At 71.5% G+C, this 16,806-nt stretch carries 14 protein-coding genes; 3 read left to right on the top strand and 11 right to left on the bottom strand.

Annotation, left to right across the window (positions count from 1 at the left end; all coding sequences use genetic code 11):
- Window positions 1-12: 12 nt before the first annotated feature.
- The 4 genes from AB0B35_RS17705 to AB0B35_RS17690 form a co-directional block, all read right to left on the bottom strand.
- Window positions 13-891, bottom strand: coding sequence for a chaplin family protein (locus AB0B35_RS17705; protein WP_360523530.1), 879 nt, complete (start codon window positions 889-891; stop codon window positions 13-15).
- A gap of 374 nt (window positions 892-1,265) precedes the next feature.
- A complete protein-coding gene (locus tag AB0B35_RS17700) occupies window positions 1,266-2,123 on the bottom strand; it encodes a hypothetical protein (RefSeq protein ID WP_361046391.1) in 858 nt (285 codons plus the stop codon).
- Window positions 2,116-2,607 (bottom strand): SigE family RNA polymerase sigma factor, encoded by a 492-nt coding sequence (locus AB0B35_RS17695; protein WP_361046389.1) that lies wholly within the window; start codon window positions 2,605-2,607, stop codon window positions 2,116-2,118. Before AB0B35_RS17695 ends, AB0B35_RS17700 begins: the two co-directional genes overlap by 8 nt.
- A 92-nt stretch (window positions 2,608-2,699) precedes the next feature.
- A complete protein-coding gene (locus AB0B35_RS17690) occupies window positions 2,700-3,602 on the bottom strand; it encodes a hydroxymethylglutaryl-CoA lyase (RefSeq protein ID WP_361046651.1) in 903 nt (300 codons plus the stop codon).
- Window positions 3,603-3,792: 190 nt separating this feature from the next.
- Here AB0B35_RS17690 and AB0B35_RS17685 point away from each other — a divergent pair, with 190 nt between their 5' ends.
- Window positions 3,793-7,014 (top strand): S8 family serine peptidase, encoded by a 3,222-nt coding sequence (locus tag AB0B35_RS17685; RefSeq protein WP_361046386.1) that lies wholly within the window; start codon window positions 3,793-3,795, stop codon window positions 7,012-7,014.
- A gap of 52 nt (window positions 7,015-7,066) precedes the next feature.
- Here AB0B35_RS17685 and AB0B35_RS17680 read toward each other — a convergent pair whose 3' ends face one another.
- The 5 genes from AB0B35_RS17680 to AB0B35_RS17660 all read right to left on the bottom strand — a co-directional run bounded on the left by AB0B35_RS17680 (window position 7,067) and on the right by AB0B35_RS17660 (window position 13,673).
- Window positions 7,067-8,404: a biotin carboxylase N-terminal domain-containing protein gene (locus AB0B35_RS17680; protein WP_361046383.1), complete on the bottom strand. Its 1,338-nt coding sequence runs from the start codon at window positions 8,402-8,404 to the stop codon at window positions 7,067-7,069.
- Between the two features lie 172 nt (window positions 8,405-8,576).
- Window positions 8,577-9,170 carry a TetR/AcrR family transcriptional regulator gene (locus AB0B35_RS17675; RefSeq protein ID WP_239167297.1) on the bottom strand — a complete coding sequence of 198 codons (594 nt, stop codon included), beginning with the start codon at window positions 9,168-9,170 and terminating at the stop codon, window positions 8,577-8,579.
- A gap of 53 nt (window positions 9,171-9,223) precedes the next feature.
- On the bottom strand, window positions 9,224-12,085 hold the full coding sequence (locus AB0B35_RS17670; RefSeq protein ID WP_361046380.1) for a hypothetical protein: 2,862 nt from the start codon (window positions 12,083-12,085) through the stop codon (window positions 9,224-9,226).
- A 294-nt stretch (window positions 12,086-12,379) separates the two neighbouring features.
- The gene (locus tag AB0B35_RS17665; protein WP_361046377.1) at window positions 12,380-13,150 is read right to left on the bottom strand and encodes a hypothetical protein; all 771 of its coding nucleotides are present in this window, start codon (window positions 13,148-13,150) and stop codon (window positions 12,380-12,382) included.
- Window position 13,151: 1 nt separating this feature from the next.
- Complete coding sequence (locus tag AB0B35_RS17660; protein WP_361046374.1) at window positions 13,152-13,673, bottom strand: SigE family RNA polymerase sigma factor; 522 nt, start codon at window positions 13,671-13,673, stop codon at window positions 13,152-13,154.
- Window positions 13,674-13,831: 158 nt separating this feature from the next.
- On the opposite strand from AB0B35_RS17660, the gene AB0B35_RS17655 reads away from it, so the two are divergent.
- Complete coding sequence (locus tag AB0B35_RS17655) at window positions 13,832-14,614, top strand: maleylpyruvate isomerase family mycothiol-dependent enzyme (RefSeq protein ID WP_361046371.1); 783 nt, start codon at window positions 13,832-13,834, stop codon at window positions 14,612-14,614.
- Between the two features lie 20 nt (window positions 14,615-14,634).
- Here AB0B35_RS17655 and AB0B35_RS17650 read toward each other — a convergent pair whose 3' ends face one another.
- Complete coding sequence (locus tag AB0B35_RS17650; RefSeq protein WP_361046368.1) at window positions 14,635-15,405, bottom strand: SGNH/GDSL hydrolase family protein; 771 nt, start codon at window positions 15,403-15,405, stop codon at window positions 14,635-14,637.
- Between the two features lie 104 nt (window positions 15,406-15,509).
- Between AB0B35_RS17650 and AB0B35_RS17645 the strand changes: the two genes are divergently transcribed.
- Window positions 15,510-16,196, top strand: a complete 687-nt coding sequence (locus AB0B35_RS17645) for a DsbA family oxidoreductase (RefSeq protein ID WP_361046366.1) — start codon at window positions 15,510-15,512, stop codon at window positions 16,194-16,196.
- 83 nt (window positions 16,197-16,279) lie between these two features.
- Here the strand turns inward: AB0B35_RS17645 and AB0B35_RS17640 are convergent, their stop codons facing one another.
- A complete protein-coding gene (locus tag AB0B35_RS17640) occupies window positions 16,280-16,765 on the bottom strand; it encodes a hypothetical protein (protein ID WP_361046363.1) in 486 nt (161 codons plus the stop codon).
- Window positions 16,766-16,806: the final 41 nt, after the last annotated feature.

The raw sequence follows: 16,806 nt of genomic DNA, 5'->3' as shown, positions 1-16,806 counted from the left end.
GGGGAAGATCTGTCAGCAGAAGTTGGCGGTGGAGCCGCCGACGCTGGAGGCGTTGGCGTTGCCCAGCAGCGCGCCCACGGCCACGCCCGACACGTCGATCGGGGCCTGGACCGGAACGAACACCTGGTTGCCGCTCAGGATCCCCGAGTTGCCGAAGGTATTCCAGTTCAGCTCGCAGGTGCTCGGCGCGGAGTGCTGCCACTTCTTGTTCTTGCGCTGGTTCATCAGCTGCTGCTGCTTCGCGCCGATGCCGACGCTCGCGCTGGTGTTGCCGACCGCGCTGGTCAGGCCGCTGGTCAGCCCGTTGATCGGCAGCAGGCCGGTGATGACGTCCAGCGGGGAGCTCTCGGCCACGGTGCTCTCGATCGGGGCCGCCGTGGACACGAAGTCCTTCTTCTTGTTCTTGTGCTTGTGCCAGTTCGGCTCGCCGTAGGGCTGTGGGTACGGGTTCTCGTCGCCGTCCTCGCCGGGCAGGTTGGCCTCCGAGCCGCCGACACACCACGCGTTGGCGTTGCCGAGCACGCCGACCCCCACGCCGCAGGCGTCGATCGGGACCTGGATCGGCGCCAGCACCTGGTTGCCGCTCAGGATGCCCGAGTTGCCGAGGCTGCTCCAGTCGGTGGCGAGGGCGTCCTCGCCGTAGTTGGCCTCACTGCCGCCGGTGCAGCTGGCGTTGGCGTTGCCCAGGATGCCGATGGCGATCCCGCAGATGTTGATCGGAGCCTGCACCGGCAGCTTGATCTGGTTTCCGCTGCCGATACCGCTGTTGAAGGAAGAGTTCCAGTTGTCGGCCGCGTGCGCGCCCGTACCGCCGATGAGCAGCACACCGGCGGACAGGACGCCGACCTTCACGGACGTCTTGGTCCACGTGCCCAGCGAAGTCGCAGTCATGTGAATCGCAGTGCCTTTCGATCTGGAATTGCCACGGGGAGATGCAGTGTCTTGCCATGTCACGGCCACTTTGCGGAGCGTCCTGTGTGCACGATGAGCGCACCGGAGCGCGGTTGCTCCGGCTGTCGACGCGCGCCCGTAGTCACCTGATTCGGCTCGTACAAATAGGGCATTTATGACATCGCAAGGGTCAACGAGCCTGCCATTCCTCGGACACGGATCACCCAACGGATCAACCCGGGGGGCAAATGCCATTCCTGGCACTATTTATGGCTTATGTCCGAATTGCTGTGAATTGAAGAACCGTTGAGCGTCGGATAGCCGACAGGGAGTGACCATCGGTCACTCCCTGTCATTGTTGGCACGGCCCGTTTTCAGCAGGCCGTAGTGGCTGCGCAGATCCGTGCCACCGCCTTCTCCGCCAGGTCCTGGGCGAGCGCGACATCATCAGGACCGGGTGCGGTCGGGAACCAGAGGGCGAGTTCGGCGTACACCGCGCCCGCGCGCACCAGTACCAGCAGCGTGCGAGGCGTCATCCGGACCAGCAGCGCCTCGTCACCGGCGAATCCCGTGGCGATGATCTCGAACTCGACATGGGTCTCCCCGTGGTCCACGACCGCGCAGTGCTCGAACCCGGCCCGTTCGTGAGCGATCAGTTCCCCGGCCGACCGGGCCGACCCGTAACCCTTCACCTCCTGGACGACATTCACGGTTCCCGGGCCCGCTTCCAGCACCCGCCGCCGGAACGAATCCCGCTCCCCGGTCGACTGCGGCCTGGCGGGCATGCCGTCCCACTGGCCCTTCTCCTGGCACAGCCCAGTGACGTACCGGTAGCTCTCACCCATGTACTCGCCGCTCTGCACCCGGTGCGCGGGGCTGACGTCGGCGGCCCGGAGCATGGCGGCCAGTGGGATCACCGTGTCGAACGGCGTCTCCTCCGGGCTCGGCGAGGTCAGCGCGGGCCGCGCCGAGGGCGACGTGCTGAGCTGCGGAACCGCGGTGATCGTCGGGCGGGCCGTCATGGTGGGGTCGGGCTCACCGGGTCGGCCGCCGAGCGCGAACGCGGTGCCCGCGACCAGGACGGCGGTCACCACGCCGGCGGCGGTCATGCCCGCGGCGCGCACGCGGCGGCGGCGCTCCCCCCGGCCGCGGATCTCCTCGGGTGAGGCCCAGGTCATCGCCGGCATGTCCGCTCCGAACCCGTCGAGCTGCTGGGAGATGTCGTCACGCATAGCTGTTCCCCGTCTCGGTGCGGAGCAGGTGGGCGAGGGCCTGCCGCCCCCGGGACAGACGTGCCTTGACCGTGCCCTCGGCCACCCCGGTCTCGGCCGCGATCTCGGCGACCGACCGGCCCGCGATGTGGTGCAGCACGATCGCGGTGCGCTGGGACTCGGGGATGCCGCGCAGCGCGGTCACCAGCGCGACGGTGTTCTCGTCCGGTGGCGCCGCGCTCGACTCCCCGCCGTGCCGGCGGTGCGCGGTGAACATGCTGCGGGCACGCCGCCAGCGGCTCACCGCGATCCGGAACGCCACGGTGCGCACCCACGCCTCGGGGTCGTCGTACGCGCCGACCTTGCGCCAGTTCTGCCAGGCCCGCGCGTAGGCCTCCTGCACGACGTCCTGTGCCTCCTGCACGTCCCCGGTGACGGCGTACGCGCAGCGCAGCATCCGCTGCCTGCTGCCCAGATAGAACTCATCGAACACGGGTGGTGACATCCAGGGCTCCCCCGGTGGTGGGTGTCAGGTCACCCACAAGTCACGCCCGCACCCGGCGGCCGGTTGCGTACGGAATTCGCGCAGCGGGCAGATCAGCTCACGGTGCGGCTGCGCGGACCGGCCCGCAGCACGCCGGACGGCAGCTCACGGCCCACGATCTGCTCGGCCAGCCGGGCCGCGTCGATCAGCTTCTCCAGGTCGATGCCGGTGTCGATACCCATGTCGTGCAGCATGTGCACGACCTCCTCGGTGGCCACGTTGCCCGACGCGCCCGGCGCGTACGGGCAGCCGCCCAGGCCGCCGACGCTGGCGTCGTACTCGGTGATGCCGAACTCCAGCGCGGTGAGGATGTTGGCGAGGCCGGTGCCGCGGGTGTTGTGGAAGTGCAGCAGCATCGGCACGTCCGGGTGCCGCTCGCGGACGATCGACAGCAACTCGCGTACCCGGCGCGGGGTGCCCATGCCGGTGGTGTCGCCGAAGGCCACCCGGTCCGCCCCGTCGGCGACGACGCGGTCGACGATGCCGGCCACCCGCTTCGGGTCCACGTCCCCCTCGTACGGGCACCCGAAGCTCGTCGCGATGATCACCTCAGCGGTGGAGCCGCCCTCGTGCAGGACCGGGATGAGCTGGGCGATCTCGTCCAGCGACTCCTCGGTGGCGCGGTTGATGTTGCGCCGGTTGTGCGTGTCGCTGGCCGAGACGACCACCTCGACCTCGGTGAAGCCGCCGGCCAGGGCCCGCTGGGCGCCGCGCAGGTTGGGCACCAGCGCGCTGTAGCGCACCTTCGGGTCACGCGTGGCCGTGCTCCAGACCTCGTCGGCGTCGGCCATCTGCGGAATGGCCTTGGGGTGCACGTATGACACCGCCTCGATGCGGCCGACGCCGGTGGCGCTCAGCGCGTCGATCAGCCTGACCTTGTCGGCGGTGGGCACGGGGTCCTCGTTCTGCAGCCCGTCACGCGGGCCCACCTCACGAATCGACACCCGGTCCGGCAGCACAGCACCCATGCGGCCACCTTAACCCTCGTTAACCTCACCTGCCCACCCCTCCCCTGACCTCGCTGTTCGCCATACCTTCACAAGGATTTGAGGTATTCACTCATGTCGCTGCCCAACGTATCGGCCTATCGGCGCGTCTCTACCAACGACAGTCCAAGGCGGACTGATCGATTGGACGGGGAGGACCATGCGATCCAGCAGAGGTACGAGGGCAATGCTGGCCGGGGGGATCGTCGCCGCGCTGCTGATGGCAGCGCCCGGCACCGCGGGCGCAGGACAGGCCGGCGCACCACTGGCCGCCAGACCCGCACCGAACAACGCGAAGACGCAGACCGTGGCGCTGATCACGGGTGACCGGATCTCCGTGCACGGCAACGGGCGGATCAGCCTGACGCCGCGCGACGGGGTCACCTACCAGAGCTACCGGGTCAAGGACCACCAGTACGTCATCCCGTCCGACGCGGTGCCGCTGCTCGCGGCGAATCGCCTGGACAAGCGGCTGTTCGACGTCACGGAGCTGCTCGCGGTCAAGGCCGCGCGGAAGGCCTCGCTGCCGCTGATCGTCTCCGGCGCGAGCGCCGCGCCGGGCCTGACCGCCGAGCGCAGGCTGCCCGCGGTCAAGGGCTTCGCCGCCGAGGTGGCCGAGGAGAACCTGGCCACGCAGTGGCAGGCGACCCGCAAGGCGGCCACCGGCAAGATCTGGCTCGACGCCGTGCGCAAGCCGGCGCTGGACCAGAGCGTCCCGCTGATCGGCGCGCCTGCGGCGTGGTCCGCCGGGTTCGACGGGACCGGTGTGAAGGTCGCCGTGCTGGACACCGGCGTCGACATCACCCACCCCGACCTGGCCGGCAAGATCAGTGCCCGGCAGAACTTCACCGAGGGTGAGGAGGACGACCTCGACCGGGTCGGTCACGGCACGCACGTCGCCTCGACCATCGCGGGCAGCGGGGCCGGCTCCGGCGGCAAGTACAAGGGGGTCGCGCCCGGCGCTTCGCTGCTCGACGGCAAGGTCTGCGTCGAGTACGGCTGTGCCGAGTCCTGGATCCTGGCCGGCATGCAGTGGGCCGCCGAGTCCGGAGCCGACGTGGCCAACATGAGCCTCGGCGGCACCAACACCCCCGAGATCGACCCGCTGGAGCAGGCCGTCAACGACCTGACCGCGCAGTACGGCACCCTGTTCGTGATCGCGGCGGGCAACGCCGGCGCGGACGAGACCGTCGGCTCGCCGGCGACCGCCGAGGCCGCCCTGGCCGTCGGCGCGTTCACCAAGACCGACGAACTGGCCGTGTTCTCCAGCCGGGGCCCCAGCGCCGACGGCTGGGCGGTCAAGCCGGAGATCGCCGCGCCCGGCCAGGACATCGTGGCGGCGCGCAGCAAGGACGGCTTCCTCGGCGAGCCGGGGCAGCTGTACATGCCGCTCGACGGCACGTCCATGGCCACCCCGCACGTCGCGGGCGCGGCCGCGCTGCTGACCCAGGTGCACCCCGAGTGGACCGCCGAGCAGCGCAAGTCGGTGCTGATGGCCTCGGCCAAGCCGTCCGCGGACATCGGCGTGTTCGCGCAGGGCGCGGGCCGGGTCGACGTGGCTCGGGCGATCACCCAGCAGGTCACCACCAGCCCGGCGTCGGTCACGTTCGGCCTGCAGGAGTGGCCGCACGAGGACGACGACGTACGCACCAGCACCGTCACGTACCACAACGGCGGCAGCGCCGCGGTGACCCTGCAGCTCGCCCTCACCGGCGCGCCCGCCGGGGTCTTCTCGCTCAGCGCCGACACCGTGACGGTCCCGGCGGGCGGCGACGCCTCCGTGACCGTCTCGGCCGACACCCGCCAGGGCGGCGACCTGACCGGCGGCATCGGCGGCCGGATCACCGCGACCGCCGACGGTGTCTCCGTGCAGACCCCGTTCGGCATCGTCCGGGAGGAGCTCAAGCACAAGGTCCACATCACCGCGACCGAGCGGGACGGCGACCCGGCCGCGGACGCGTTCACGGTGCTGTTCGACTTCCAGACCTTCCGTGACTACATCGTGGACGGGGCAAGCGCCGACCTGCGCCTGCCGCCGGGCAAGTACTTCGCGTTCACCTGGGTCTACGAGGAGGACAGCGTCACCCAGGTGATGTACCCGCTGTACACCGTCGCCGGTGACCAGTCGCTGCACATGGACGCGCGCAACGGCTCCGACTTCGACATCACGGTGCCCGATCCGAAGGCCGACGTGCTCGTGGCGTCGTTCGACGTCAACATGACGTACGGGGACGCCAGCCTCGGGGTCAGCGTGATGGCCGAGAGCTACGCCGGCATGCACGCCAAGCAGCTCGGCCCGAAGAAGGTGCCCGGTCTCAGCTCGGCGGTCACCGGCACCCTGGCCCAGCTCGACGAGGAGGGCAACCCGGCGTCGTCGCCGTTCGTCTACAACCTCGGCTGGCACAAGGCCGACGGCATCTGGAACGGGCTGGTCAAGCACCTGAAGGCCGGCGATCTCGCCACCGTCAAGTCCAGCCACGGCCTGCTCGACAAGGGCACCGATGGCATGAAGCTCAACTTCCTCGCGCCGCCGGACGGCTCGGGCGGCTGGGCGACCGGATGGCCGACGCCGCTGCCGTTCAACCGCACCGACTACTACGCGGGCAACGTGCCGTGGCAGGTCGAGTTCATGGTGGAGAAGCCGGCCGAGGGCGAGGACTGGCCGGAGACCGTCTCCGACAACACCGCCAACGTGGCCTACAAGGCGGGCCGGACCTACCACGAGCAGTGGAACAAGGGCGTGTTCGGGCCGAGCGTGGCGAAGTTCTGGACGGGCGACGTGCCGGCCCAGCGCGACGGCGACGTCCTCTACGTCGGCCCCGCCCTGCTCGGCGACGGTCAGGGCCGGGCCGGCTTCGGAACGATCACCGCGGGCCGGGGCGCGCTCTACCGCAACGGCGAGCTGATCGCCGAGGCGACGGACGGCCCGTACGTCTACGCCGAGGAGGTGGACGCGGCCAAGGCCTCGTTCCGCTTCGACGGCAGCCTGGAGCGTGACTCCCGGCTCACCACGAAGATGTCGGTGAGCTGGACGTTCCGCTCGGGCCACGCGGACAAGCCGGCGTCGCTGCCGCTGACCGCGGTCGCCTTCGCGCCGAAGCTGGACGCGAACAACGTCGGCAAGGCCGGCGGCCTGGGTGTCTACCCGGCGACCTTCACCCAGACCGAGGGCTCCGGCCGCGTGGTCAAGCTGTCGGTGAAGGCGTCGTACGACGACGGCAAGACCTGGGTCAAGGTGCCGGTGCTGTGCCTCGGCGGCGAATGGGTCGTCATGGTCGCACACCCGAAGGCGGGCGGCTTCGTGTCGCTGCAGGCTTCGGGCGCGGACTCGAAGGGCAACACCTTCGACCAGACCGTGATCCGGGCGTACGAGATCCGCTGATCATGCGACAAAGGGGGCCCGGCGGTCGCTGGGCCCCCTTTGTCATGTCTGCTCAGCGCATCCGCGAGACCAGGCCGGTGTCGTAGTCGCCCGAGACGAACTCGGCGTTGTCCATCAGTTCGGCGAAGAACGGCAGGTTGTTCTTCGGGCCGATCAGCTCGAACGCGTCGACCGCCGCCTTGGCCCGCGCGATGGCCTCGGCGCGGTCGGCCCCGTACACGATGACCTTGGCCATCAGCGAGTCGTAGCTCGGCGTGACCACATTGCCCTCCGCGTAGCCGGAGTCCACCCGTACGCCCTCGCCGTGCGGCTCGACCCAGGTCTTGATCGCACCGGGGCCGGGCAGGAAGCGCTTCGGGTCCTCGGCGTTGATCCGCAGCTCGATGGCGTGGCCCTGGGAGGCCAGCGTGGACGGCTCGAACTGCACCGGTAGGCCGGCGGCGACGCGCAACTGCGCCTCGACCAGGTCGATGCCGAAGACCAGCTCGGTCACCGGGTGCTCGACCTGCAGCCGGGTGTTCATCTCCAGGAAGAAGAAGTCGCCGGTGGCCGGGTCGAACAGGCACTCGACGGTGCCGGCGTTGCGGTAGCCGACGGCCTCGCCCGCGCGGACCGCGGCGGCCAGCAGCTTCTCGCGCTGCGCGGGAGTGAGCGCCGGGGACGGCGACTCCTCGACCAGCTTCTGGTTGCGCCGCTGCACCGAGCACTCGCGCTCGCCCAGGGCGAGCACGGTGCCGTCGGCCAGGCCGAGGATCTGCACCTCGACGTGGCGCACCCGGGGGAAGTAGCGCTCCAGCAGCACGGAGCCGTCGCCGAACATGCGCTCGGCGAAGCCGCGCACCTGCTCGTACTGCGCGGTGAGCTGGGCGGCGTCGTTCGCGACGGCCATGCCCATGCCGCCGCCGCCGGCCGCCGCCTTGACCATGACGGGGTAGCCGATCTCCTCGGCGGCGGCCAGCGCGGCTTCGACGGTCGCGGCCGGGTCGGCGGTGCCGGGGGCGACCGGCACGCCCGCGGCGGCCATCAGGTTACGAGCATTGATCTTGTCGCCCATCGCGGTGATCGCCTCGGCGCCGGGCCCGACCCAGATCAGTCCACTGGCGGCGACGGTACGGGCGAAGTCGGCGTTCTCGGAGAGGAAGCCGTAGCCGGGGTGGATCGCCTGCGCGCCGGTCTGCTTCGCGGCGGCGAGGATCGCCTCGGCGTTGCGGTACGACTCGGCCGGGTTGGCCGGTCCGACGCACACCGCCTCGTCGGCCTCACGCACGAACGGCAGCTCGGCGTCGGCCTCGGAGTACACCGCGATGGTCCGGATCCCCAGGCCCCTGGCGGTGCGGATGATGCGCCGGGCGATCTCTCCCCGGTTCGCGACCAGCAACGACTCGATCATGCCCGCGTCCCTCCTACGCTCAGCCAACCACACCTGAGCCTAAACGCACGTTAAGTTCAGTGCACCCACCGGGGCCGCCGAACCACACGGACCAGCAGTTTCGGGGAAACTGCGGCTTCCGGGCACGCCGAAGGCGCAGTTTCCCGGAAACTGCGAAACGGGATGGGACGGGTCAGCCCAGCAGGGCAGCCAGGGCGGCGGCGCGGAGGAGGGTGGCGCGGCGCTGACGCTCGACCTCGCCGCCGAGGAACGGGGTGGAGTTCATCAGGCCGAAGGCGGCGTGGGCGAGGACGCGGGCCTCGCCGCCGGTGACGTCGCTGCGCACCGAGGTGAGCACCTGGACCCACTCCTCGACGTACTGGCGCTGCAGGCGGCGGATCTCCCGGCGGGGCTCCTCGGGCAGGCGGTCCAGTTCGTGCAGGTGCAGGGCGATCACGGCGGGGTTGGCCAGCGCGAACTCGACGTGGAAGTCGACCAGGGCCTCGACCGCGGCGCGCGGGTCGCCGGGGTGCGCGGAGACCTGTCCGCGGCCGCCCGCCAGCAGGCCCTCGCTCACCGGCATCAGCGCGGCGACAAGCATCGCCTCCTTGCCGGCGAAGTGGTGGTAGAGGGCGGGCCCGGTGACACCGGCCGCGGTGCCGATGTCGTCCATGGACACGCCGTGATAGCCGCGCGCGGCGAACAGGCCGACGGCGATCTCGAGGATCTCCTCACGTCGCGACCTGCGCGCCGGCTTCGCTGGGGGGGTGTCTACCTGCTGCTCCACTGCCGTCACCCGAGACATGCTACTCGCCGGTCAAGCCGCAGCTTAACGTCCGTTTAGTCCAGTTCGAACCCATATTCGCCCGCCAATTCGCGAGCTTCCTCGCCCCGGCCGCACTGCATCAACGCGTGCGCGAGGGCGTACGCCGCCCGCGGCAGCGTCGCCGAGTCGCGGGGCAGGCCGTTGAGCACCTCCCGCAGCAGCCGCTCGGCCTCCTCCGCCCGGCCCAGCGTCAGCAGCACCTCGCCCATGGTCAGGTCGGCCAGGAACGCCTCCCCGAACGCCTCCAGCCCGCGGAACCGCTCGGCCGCGCCGCGCACCCGGGTCAGCGCCGCCTCCGGGTCACCCGCGCCGGCCACGGCCCGCGCCCCGTCCAGAGCCAGCCAGGCCAGCTCGTACTGCGCTTCCGGCTCCTTGGCCAGCCCCGGTGGCAGCTCCGCCGCCGCGGCGTCGGCCAACTCCACCGCCTGGCGGGCCCGGTCCGGGTCGTCGGCGTACATCGCCGCCACGGCCTGCCGGCGCCGGGCGCGCATCTCGTCCAGCGGCAGCCGCGCCAACCGGTACGCGGCGGCGGCCGAACCGAGCCGGGTCGCCGCGAGCGCGTCGCGATCGAGGTCGAACAGCAGCTCACCGGCCTGCTCCAGGACCCGCGCCCGCCCCGCGGCGTTGTCGAACCCGTCCAGGTTCGCCGCGAGCTGATCGAGGTAGGAAAGCGCCTGGTCGGTCTCCCCCAGCCGCTGGTGGATCGCGGCCAGCAGGTGACGCACCTGATCGGCGAGGTTCTGGTTGCCGGCCCGGTCCGCGCCGTGCACCGCCTCCTCGGCGACCTCGGCGGCCTCCTCGACCCGGCCGGTGTTGAACAGGGCCACGGACAGGTGGAAGCGGGCGTGCTCGGCGTCGTCGCCGTGCTCCTCCCCCACCTCGGGTTCACTCGTGAGCCTGACCACCATGGCGGCCAGGTCGTCGACCGCCTCCCGGGCCCGCGGCGTGCCCGCCAGCAGGACGGCCCGCCGCTCGCGGACCTCGCGCTCCAGCGGCTCGGGCAGCACCCTCGCCAGCGCCCGGTCGAAGGCCGCCGCCGCGCCCGCGTTGTCGTCGAGCATGCTCAGGCCCTGGCCGAGGAAGAACTCGCCCAGCCCGGTCATCTCGTCCTGATCCTCGGCGACGGCCTGCTCGATCAGGTGCCGGGCCGCGTCCACGGACTCCTGCACCCGGCCGTCCGCGCCCAGCGCCTGCGCCCGCAGCAGCATGACCTGCAGCCGCACCCGCGCCCCCGGGTCGGGTTCGCCGACTCCGGCGATACGGTCCAGCTCGCGCAGCGCCTCCCCCGGCTGCTGGGCGTGGAGCAGCGCGACCGCGAGCCGCCGCAGCGCCCCGGCCTGGTCCTTCGGTCCGCCGTGCGCCAGCAGGTAGTCCGAGGAGGCGCGGACCTGCGCCAGCCCTTCCTCCGGCTGGCCGTGCCGGCTGCGGTGCAGCCCCAGCCGCCCCCGGATCCGCTGGCAGCGCACCTCGTCGCCGGCCGCGGTGTAACGCTCCAACGCCTCGGTCCAGGCGTGCTCGGTATGCTCGGCCGTCTCGCCGTGCAGCCGCATGCCGCGCAGGTCGGCAAGCCGCCCCTGCTGCAGCGCGGTCAGCCCGGACGTACTGGTGAACGGCTCGATGAGCTGCCACAACGCCTCGGAACGCGGCTCGTCGTCACACCGCAGCGCCTCCTCGATCAGATCGAGCAGCAGATCGAGGCCGGCACCCGCGGGCACGTCCAGCAGGACCGCCACGACCGGCGGCGGGGCCGGAGTCGCATGCCGCGCCGCCGCGCCCACTCGTGCGGTCAGGCTCAACGGCAGCCGCTCCACCAGCGGCTCGGCCGCCAGCAGCGCGACCACCCGGGCACTCTGGGCGAGCGTGCCGTTGCGGGCGTCGAAGCGCTTCGCCAGCACGCCGGCCCGCTCCGCGAGGTGCTCGGCCAGTTCCGCGATGCTCTGCTCCGTGCCGTGCACCGGCTGCGCCCCCTGCCCGGCGGCGGCCAACTGCCGCAGCACCAGCGCGGCCGCGGCGGCGAACTCCAGCTCGACCATCGGGGAGGGCGCCTCGGCCAGCCACGGCAGGTGCCGCTCGACCAGTTCCAGGCCGCGTACGGCGTTGCCGCTCACCGCGAGGAAGTACACGTGCTCGGCGATCGTGCCGAGCTTGCCGCGGTCCCCCCGGATCGCGCGGTATGCCTGATGGTGCGCCTTGCGCGCCTCGTCGAGCCGACCGGTACGCAGATACGGCAGCAGCAGCGCGGTGAGGATCTCCTGCGGTTGCTCGGCACAGGTCAGCCGTCCGGCCAGCACCGGCTCGGTGAGCTCGATGGCCTCGGCGTCACGGCCGCGCTCGGTCAGGTGCCGCACCTGGTCGGTCGGGTCGCATCCGACGCAGTCCGAGTTGCCGTCGCGCGGAGCCGCCAGCCACTGCTCGTAGTGCAGGTCGGCGGCGGCACGGTCACCGAGATGGAACGCCAGCAGCCAGCGGTGCTTGTACACGGCCTGCGGGCTGTGCCCGCCCTCCGCATAGCGGCGCTGCATGTCGTCGAGCACCGCATGGGTCCGGGCGAGCGGCACGTCAGGGAACCGGGTCGCCGAGTTGATCACGTACTTGTAGTGCCAGAGGAGCAGGTACTCCTGGTCCCCGTACCGCTCCGGATACGAGTCGAAGCGGGCCAGGCACCAGGAGAACGTCACGAACCCCTCGGCCGGCCGGCCGGCGCGCTGGTACGCCTCCGTGGCCGCCATCCGGGCGTGGAACCGCAGCTGCTCGTCACCGAGCGCGTCTGCCTGGGCGATCGCCTCCTCGGCCAGCGCCACCTGACCCGCACCTCGGGGGGCGTCCCAGCACTGCTCGATGAGCGCGCGGATCCGGTCGGGGTTGGGGTTGGTCATGGAGCGGGGTTCTCCTCGTCGGTGCTCACACCCGGCTCCCTGGGTCCGGCTCAGGTAGAGACGCGCTGGGCGGGGGCAAAGGGTGGCGGCGAACCGCGACCACTTGCGGACACGACGGCACGGCCCGCACGGCGGCAAGCCGCAGGCCCGGCAGGTCGATCGCGTCCCGTGAACCGCCCTGGAACGAGTGCTCCACGTCGGACACCGTACCCGGACGCGGCGACGCGCGCGCGACACAGACGAACGGGCGACTCCCCAGGGGGGAGCCGCCCGCCGACCTTCAGCAGGCCCCGGTCACTCGTAGCAGTCCTGATTGCGCAGCTGCAGGCTGATCTGGATCACCGACGTGTTGCCCATCTCGATCCGGTACCTGGCCGCGGGGTTGCCGGGCACGTCCACGTAACCACGCCCGAGCGGGCGATCCGGTTCCACGACCGATTCCCAACTCGGGTAGATCGCGATCAGCTCGTCGTAGGTCATGCCGAGGCGCAGCCCTTCGGGGGTCTCGACACCCGGCATGGCGTAGATCGCCGCGAGGCCGAGCCGCTGGGAGAAGAACAGCGTCCCGTCGATGTCGCGGTCGTCCTCGGGCGTCGGTGTTCCCTTGAGGACGGCAGAACTGTCGCACGTCATACCGTCGTCGATCGTCCCGTTCCGGACCACCAGGCCTGTCGCGACGGCCTCGGCGGGGCTCTGCCCGAGCAGCAGATCGCCGTAGCCGCGCGGCCCGAGCACGAGTTTCGCGGCAGAGTTCGCGGGCGACGGGGTCGCCGAGGGCGAAGGCGTCGCGGAGGGGGACGACGCACCGCTCGGCGACACCGCGACCTGCGTCGACGCCATGGGGTCCGGCGGGCCCTGGCTGCCCCGGTCCAGGGATGCGTACGCCAGCGCCGGCGCGGCCAGCAGCAGCACCCCGAGCACGCTCAGCGCTGCTGTCGTACGGGCCCGGCGGCGCTTGACGGTGTGCCGCACCGCGCCCGCACCAGTGGCGCGTACCGAGGGCGCGGCGGCGGCGGCGAAGCCCGCGAAGGCGTCCGTGATCAGGTCGTCGTCGAAGTCGGTCATCTCAGTTCTCCTTCTTGAGCTGGGCGGCCAGGGCGGCGCGGCCGCGGCTGAGCCACGACTTGACGGTGCCCTCGGCGACGCCCTCCTGCGCGGCGATCTCCGCGACCGGCAACTGCGCCATGTAGTGCAGGACGACCGCCCGCCGCTGCTGGGCCGGGATCGCCGCGAGCGCCCGGGTGAGCGCGACCCGGTCCGGGTCGGGCCCCGCGGTGTGCTCCTCGCGCTGGCGGCGCAGGAAGTTCAGCGCCGTCCGCTTGCGGCGGAAGTTGCTCGTCGCCAGGTTCCAGGCGACCCGGCGCACCCAGGCGACCGGCTCGTCGTACTTGCTGATCCGGCTCCAGCGGGCGTACGCCCGGCAGAGCGCCTCCTGTACCAGGTCCTGCGCCTCGCCGAGATCACCGAGGTAGGCGTACAGCTGCAGGCTGAGCGGCGTGAAACTCGCCGCGTAGAACTCGTCGAAGTCGCGTGACACGGCGGATGCCGCCGAGTCCGCGACCCAGACCTCCCCGTGTTGCGTGGCCATGGCGGTCACACGGTCCTTCCTCCCCGATGTCACCGGTCGGATCCGGTGGATGGCACCAACACGCGCGATCTCCGATGCCGGTTGCACCCCATCCGTGCCCGACATCGTGCCGTCCCAGGAGGCTTGCATCGAGGGGGTGGACACGGAAGGCTGCGGCCATGTCCGCACACGACCGCGCCGCCGCGGCCTGCCGCCACAGCCTGCACGCCCTGGCCAAGATCGGTGACCAGCTCACCGACGAGCAGTGGGTCGCCCCGACCGACTGTCCGGGGTGGTCCGTGGCCGACGTGTACGCCCACGTGGTGAGCCTCGAGCAGTGGATGGCCGACGGCGGGGCCGCCCCGGAGGGTCCGCCGCAGCAGCTGATCGACTCAGGGGTCGAGCAGTGGCGCGGCACGACCCGCGGCGAGGTGCTCGCGGCCCTGCACGAGCTGCTGCCGGTGCGCGAGCGTCAGCTCACCGACGAGCTGCGGGCGGCGGACGCGCCCGGCTGGTGGGTGTGGGCGAACACGGCCGTTCCGTTCGCGGTGCAGTTGTCGGCACGTGCGTTCGACCTGTGGGTGCACGAGCAGGACGTGCGCCGAGCCCTGCGCCGGCCCGGCAACCTCGGCTCCCCCGGCGCGCAGAACGCCCGGGACCTGGTCCTGCAGGCGCTACCGCGGATCGTGGTCAAGAAGGCCGGTGCGCCGCCCGGTGCCGCGGTGCGCTTCACCACCCTGGGCGAGCTGCCGCAGGACTTCACGGTGTACGTCGACGAGCACGGTCGCGCCTCGGTGGTGCCCAGCGACAGCCATCGGTCCACCGCCCACGCCACGCTGAGCTGGGAGGCGTACACCCTGCTCGCGACGGGACGCAGCACCCGGGACCGGCAGCAGGTCTGGCTCACCGGCGACGTCGCCCTGGCCGAGAGCGTCCTCGACCACCTGAACATCGCCCCGTGACCCGTCCCTGACCCGCGTGGTCAGGCGGTGGGATCGATCGGACCGAGCTCGGGGCGTTTCGCGGTGACGGTGTCGCCGGAGGAGCGGCCGGTGAGACGGCGCTTGATCCACGGGGCGAGGTAGCGGCCGGCCCAGGCCAGGTCGTCGGCGCGGGCCGCCGGCCAGGACTTCACCGTCGGCCGGGGCGGCACGTCCCACCAGGTCGGGTCGGTCGGCACGCCGAGCGCCGCGAGCACGTGGGCGGCGGTGCGCCGGTGCCCGGCCGCCGACAGGTGCAGCCGGTCGATGCTCCACAGCGCCGGGTTGGCGTACTCGTGGTCGTTCCACAGGTCGACCAGGCGCGCGCCGTTGCGGTCGGCGACCTCGCCGACGGCCTGGTTGAGGTACCGGATGCGCGGCGCGACCAGGTTGTTGCCGGGCAGCCGCGACATCACGTCGGCGAACCGGAACAGCAGCACGTCCGCGCCGGTGTCACGGAGCCGGGCCACGGTCGCGTCGAACCGCGCCATCAGGGTCGGCGGGTCGCACTTGCGGCGCAGCACGTCGTTCGCGCCGGCCGCGAAGCTGATCAGGTCGGGCTTCATGGCCAGCGCCGGTTCGAGCTGCTCGCCGACGATGCCGTCGAACAGCCGCCCGCGAATGGCGAGGTTGGCATAACCGAACCCGGGGGTCACCTGGCCGAGCCGCCCGGCGACCAGATCCGCCCAGCCCCGGAACACCCCGTCGGCGTACGGGTCGTCCATGCCCTCGGTGAAGCTGTCCCCCAGCGCCACATACCTGCTCCAACTCACCGCGACATCTTGCCACCGCCCGGCCTACCGGCGGGTAGTGCCCTTGCGCACACCCGCGTGCGGCGTGGGGAACAGAACCCCTCGCCGCCGTGTTTGATGGGAACGTGCAGATCGAGATCTACTCCGACGTCGTGTGCCCCTGGTGCTGGATCGGCGAGCAGCGCCTGCTGAAGGCGCTCGACGGCTTCGCCGAGCCGGTGACGCTGACCTGGCGCGCCTTCCAGCTCGACCCGTCGGCCGAGTCCGGGCCGCTGGTGGAGTGGCTGGGCCGCCGCTACGGCGGCGAGGCCAACGTCCGGCGGATGTTCACCCAGGTCACCGAGGTCGGCAAGGGTGAGGGTCTCACCATGGACTTCGACCGCGCGATCAACGCGAACACCTTCGACGCCCACCGGCTGATCTGGTGGGCGGGTCAGCACGGCGAGCAGCGGCCGATGGTCGAGGCGCTGCACCGGGCCCACTTCACCGACGGCCTCGACATCGGCGACCGCGCCGTGCTGGCGGCGGTCGCGGCCGGACTCGGCCACGACGAGCAGGAGATGCGCACCCTGCTCGACTCGACCGAGGGTGTCGCCGAGGTGCGGGGCGAGCTGGCCATGGGCCGCGAACTCAACATCACCGGCGTGCCGATGTTCGTCTTCGCGGGCAAGTACGGCATCAGCGGCGCGCAGGACCCGTCCGCCCTGCGCGAGGTGCTCGACGAGGTACGCCGCCGCGAGGGCGGCTCGCCGCTGACCGTCCTGCCGACGCCGCGCGGCGCGGTGTGCGACGACGACTCCTGCACGATCTGACCTGCGGCACGACACGAAAAGGCCCCCGATCACGGGGGCCTTTTTTCATCCGTTTTGTCGATGTTTCACGTGAAACAAGATCGTCAATTGCCGATCCGGAAGAGCGCCTTGTCGTCCTCTTTCGCCCGTGCCTTCGCCTGCCGCCGGCGCAGGGCGCGGACCACCACGAAGACCCAGCCGATCGCCGCCGCGATCCCCGCGAGCGTGAACCCCATGATCAGCAGGTACGTGGAACCGCCCGCGGTGGCGAAGACGCCCTTGCGGGCACCGGTGTCGAGCGCGTCGACGGTCTTGCCGACGCGCATCGAGTCCGGCTCGTCGTACAGGATGACGTCCTTGCGGGTGCGGCCGTCAGCAGTCTCCCACTCGCCGTAGAAGGAGCAGCTGTACTTGCCGCAGTCCTCGCGCATCGCGGTGAATAGGCCGGGAGTGCCGCCGCCGGAGTGCGCCTGCCAGGCCGGCACCAGATCTTGGGTGCCGTAGAGCAGGCCGATCGCCGCGATGACCGGCAGGCCGATCCACACGAAGAACTTCGCCCGCCAGTTCTCGATCCGTCCCAGGATGCCCATGGCCGCGGAGCCTACGGTGGCCGGACCTGCCCGAGACACCG

It is taken from the genome of Catellatospora sp. NPDC049133 (assembly GCF_040648455.1).
Taxonomy (GTDB): Bacteria; Actinomycetota; Actinomycetes; order Mycobacteriales; family Micromonosporaceae; genus Catellatospora; species Catellatospora aurea.
Note: the sequence above shows the minus strand (reverse complement) of the source record. Positions and strands in the feature narration are given on the sequence as shown.

What these genes read in the sequence shown, in the direction of transcription:
- AB0B35_RS17665 (WP_361046377.1), bottom strand. Translation starts at nt 13,150, where the DNA reads ATGACCGACTTCGACGACGACCTGATCACGGACGCCTTCGCGGGCTTC.
- AB0B35_RS17680 (WP_361046383.1), bottom strand. Translation starts at nt 8,404, where the DNA reads ATGATCGAGTCGTTGCTGGTCGCGAACCGGGGAGAGATCGCCCGGCGC.
- AB0B35_RS17700 (WP_361046391.1), bottom strand. Translation starts at nt 2,123, where the DNA reads ATGCGTGACGACATCTCCCAGCAGCTCGACGGGTTCGGAGCGGACATG.
- AB0B35_RS17670 (WP_361046380.1), bottom strand. Translation starts at nt 12,085, where the DNA reads ATGACCAACCCCAACCCCGACCGGATCCGCGCGCTCATCGAGCAGTGC.
- AB0B35_RS17655 (WP_361046371.1), top strand. Translation starts at nt 13,832, where the DNA reads ATGTCCGCACACGACCGCGCCGCCGCGGCCTGCCGCCACAGCCTGCAC.
- AB0B35_RS17705 (WP_360523530.1), bottom strand. Translation starts at nt 891, where the DNA reads ATGACTGCGACTTCGCTGGGCACGTGGACCAAGACGTCCGTGAAGGTC.
- AB0B35_RS17640 (WP_361046363.1), bottom strand. Translation starts at nt 16,765, where the DNA reads ATGGGCATCCTGGGACGGATCGAGAACTGGCGGGCGAAGTTCTTCGTG.
- AB0B35_RS17660 (WP_361046374.1), bottom strand. Translation starts at nt 13,673, where the DNA reads ATGGCCACGCAACACGGGGAGGTCTGGGTCGCGGACTCGGCGGCATCC.
- AB0B35_RS17695 (WP_361046389.1), bottom strand. Translation starts at nt 2,607, where the DNA reads ATGTCACCACCCGTGTTCGATGAGTTCTATCTGGGCAGCAGGCAGCGG.
- AB0B35_RS17685 (WP_361046386.1), top strand. Translation starts at nt 3,793, where the DNA reads ATGCGATCCAGCAGAGGTACGAGGGCAATGCTGGCCGGGGGGATCGTC.